This window comes from Geobacillus sp. Manikaran-105 (assembly GCF_002809955.1).
In the GTDB taxonomy this organism is placed as follows: Bacteria; Bacillota; Bacilli; order Bacillales; family Anoxybacillaceae; genus Geobacillus; species Geobacillus thermophilus.
The window spans coordinates 1-3,296 of the sequence record NZ_PIJG01000102.1; the positions used below are offsets into that span (position 1 = coordinate 1).

A 3,296-nucleotide genomic window follows, 5' to 3' on the forward strand; every position below is an offset into this window, starting at 1 on the left:
TCCTATTTTCAGCAAAATATAGTTAAGGCGATTCATCTCCCACTTACTCCGCTTCGCTTCGTTGAAGTGGGAGTCTTCTCGCCTAATTAAGATAAAACGAAGGGAAAGGGGGGAATAAAATGGAATCAGATGCTATTCAACGCGAACGATTACGTTTAAACAAAGTGGACAAAAAGGTAAAACTAGATGAATGGCATCCAAAGAAGATTGCTTTAGCAAACGAATGGATTGAGAATGAGCAAACGCAGATGAAGCGCCCGATCATACGAGGAGCTATTTTCACTTGTGAACTCGGGGAAAATATCGGCACAGAACAAAACGGAGAGCGGCCGGTGCTTGTTCTTTCTAATGACTGGATTAACCGCACATCCGGAAACGTTAAGGTAGCTCCTTTATCTACAAAATTAAAAACCAAAACCGTTACAGATCGGAAAGGGAAAACCAAAGTAGTGCCTCGTTTCAAGACACATTACTTTCTTCGAAAGGAAGTTTATCCTTTTTTAGCTCAGACTTCCGCGGTAAAGGTAGAAGAATTAACGACCGTAAACAAAGTACGATTAAAGCAACATATCGGCAATATAAACGAGGATGACTTAAATAAGATTATGAACCGTGTAAAATGGGTATTTGACCTGTAACGTATTTACAATGTATTGACGACGTATTTATGACGTATTGACATTTCCCTAGGTTTTTTCTATACTTAGAGTACAAAATAAGTTGTCTGTCTCGTCACAGACCATTTCACACGTGAAAAAACGTGGATTCGTTTGTTTTGACAACGGAGAGGAGCCTAAATGGTTCCTCTCTTTGCATATTATCGCCAAGAGAATCATAACCTAATGATAAGTTGCCTGCCGCGTCGCAGGCCATTTCACCCCGTCAGCGGGGAATTCATGGTTTTTGCCCCAGTACTTCGGTGCTGGGGTTTTATGTATTTATCGAGGAAAATTTCTCACGAAGAAATAGGGACTTTATTGATCAGGCTATACCATACGGCTCCCCGCCAGCGTATATGAATGTCACGGCCGTTTGGTTTGTCCAATAAAAAAGGAGCCTCTCCGGATGAAGAGGCTCCCAGGCCAAGTTTGCAACCATTTCCCTCGCAATACTCGGCCTCCCGTTAAAACGTGTGCGCCAAGTCTTTCGCCCGAGCGATGGCGTTCGCTTTAATTTCTTCCGCCTTTTCCGGCACCGCCGCATGCCCTTCGACAAACAACCCTTCAAATGACGGAACACCGAAAAATTGCATGATGACGCTTAAATACCGATGGCCCATTTCCATTTCCGCCGCCGGGCCTTCGGAGTAGAAACCGCCGCGCGCTTGAATGTGGAGCGCTTTTTTATCAGTAAGCAATCCGACCGGCCCTTGTTCCGTATATTTAAACGTCTTGCCGGCGACCGCCACGGCGTCAATATACGCCTTTAACACCGGCGGGAACGAAAAGTTCCACATCGGCGTGACGAATACATATTTGTCGGCGGAAATAAACTGCTCGCACAGCTCGTTCATCCGCCCGACTTTCGCTTTTTCTTCGTCAGACAGCTCTTCAAACGATTTCCCGGAGCGAAGTTTGCCCCAGCCGCTGAACACGTCGACGTCGATTTCCGGAATGTATTCCTTGTATAAATCAAGATGAATGACTTCATGATCCGGATGCACTTGTTTGTATGTGTCGATAAACGCTTTTCCGACCGCCATGCTGTAAGACTGCGTGTCGTCGTGCGGATGGGCGGTGATGTACAATACTTTTGTCATGATGCATACTCCCTTTCGTGATGATCTCGGCACTTTAGTGTTTGCACTTTGTTCAAGCGGCATTTACTTATTTTGAATTCAAATATCTCCAATCAGAGATAATTATATAAAGATCCGACACATTTGACAAACGATTTGACCGCAAAAAAAAAATTGCCTTTCTCCAAGGCAATGTTACTCGCTTTGTTCCACGACAAACGGGTTGCCGCTGATTTGTTTTCGTATCTCATTGGTGAGCGTAAACGGTTCGCTTTTGACACCGCTTTCATTTTCGCTAGGCAGATGACCGCTGCCATCGTAGTAGATCGGTTTTCCTTCCATGATGGCTAACCTCCTTGATTCGTGCAGGATACAGGAACTAGTCTGTGCTTCTATTTTACCATTTATGAGGCGGGAATTCGATCGTTTTTTGAAATTCGAGTCGGCCAAGACTTGGTGGAGAACGTTTTTTGGCTCCCTATGGAATTTTGAAATCACGGGTGATTGGGCCATTTTCAGGAGTTTATATCCGTAAGCGCTTTTGTACTCTCATCCCTCATCATGAGGTGACTCCGTTTAGTCTCATTTTTTACATCCAACCACCATCGCGAAGAGCCGGCAACGCTTGATCGATGGGCGTCCCCGATGACGGTTGAAGACACAGGATGTTTTGTCGCCTCACATCCGCCACCGCCGTCCTGCCTCCCGTTTGGCCTGTTCGACTCACTTGGCCTTCTTCGGGGCCGAGGCTGCCCTCTGGGGTTCTTCCTCCTCCAACTTCCCTTTCTCCGCCCTATTCCATCGATTTGGGTGATCATGGTCCATAAACGCCCGAAGCCGCTTCCCTTTCTCTTAGCGGGAAACAGAGTCCATCCGCTTCCACCAACAGCACCCGACCATATCGTTGGGAAACAGAGGGGAGGAGCGAGACAGGGGCCTCCAACACCAGCTGACGAATCACCTCATGGCTGAGGACCGCATCTCTCACGATCGACTCCAACGAACGGGCGGCTTTGCGGTAGGAAGAGCACCCCACAACCAACTTGACTGCCGTTTCCCCCTAGGCAAGGACCGATCGGTTAGACTCCATTAAAGCCCTGTTCAGCATTGAGCAAGAAAATATAGGCGCCCACTTGTCGATCGCAGTCTTAGTTCCGTTGAATGGATTAATTTTATTTTGCGGTAATCGGATTGGAAAATATCTTGTTGCGGAAGACGTATTTTGGAAATATTTTGGTGATGGGGTCACGAATGTCGTTAATCGGGTTGCCATAAGGGATAATATGTTCAAATAAAATTTCTAAAACCCTCTGCTTTCGATATAGGTTTTGACAAACTCGCCGTAAGCTTTCTTATCTATTATCGGATTCACATAATCTAACTTTCGATCTTTATAAGTATAGTTATCTCGAATCCAATGAAAGTCTTTATCGTTATTACTAACTAATATGGCATTATGTATATACATGCAACATGAAGAGTTAACTTCTCAGTCATCCTGCACACCCTAAGCGCTGCAGCACTTCCTCCGGACGTTCGTGGATGTAGTTGACAAACC

Annotated in this window: 3 protein-coding genes and 1 pseudogene; 1 reads left to right on the forward strand and 3 read right to left on the reverse strand. The window is 45.8% G+C overall.

The genetic code is table 11. From position 1 onward, the window contains the following. Window positions 1–119: 119 nt before the first annotated feature. Window positions 120–638, forward strand: a complete 519-nt coding sequence (locus CV945_RS16520; RefSeq protein WP_015376093.1) for a type II toxin-antitoxin system PemK/MazF family toxin — start codon at window positions 120–122, stop codon at window positions 636–638. A 485-nt stretch (window positions 639–1,123) separates the two neighbouring features. On the opposite strand, the gene CV945_RS16530 is transcribed toward CV945_RS16520, so the two are convergent. From CV945_RS16530 to CV945_RS17940, 3 genes and pseudogenes are all read right to left on the reverse strand, one after another. Next, window positions 1,124–1,759, reverse strand: a complete 636-nt coding sequence (locus CV945_RS16530) for an FMN-dependent NADH-azoreductase (RefSeq protein WP_015376094.1) — start codon at window positions 1,757–1,759, stop codon at window positions 1,124–1,126. Between the two features lie 174 nt (window positions 1,760–1,933). Further along, a complete protein-coding gene (locus tag CV945_RS17375) occupies window positions 1,934–2,080 on the reverse strand; it encodes a hypothetical protein (RefSeq protein ID WP_198518535.1) in 147 nt (48 codons plus the stop codon). A gap of 523 nt (window positions 2,081–2,603) precedes the next feature. Further along, a pseudogene (locus tag CV945_RS17940) lies at window positions 2,604–2,880 on the reverse strand (UPF0236 family transposase-like protein); the annotation flags it as partial. Between the last annotated feature and the right edge of the window lie 416 nt (window positions 2,881–3,296).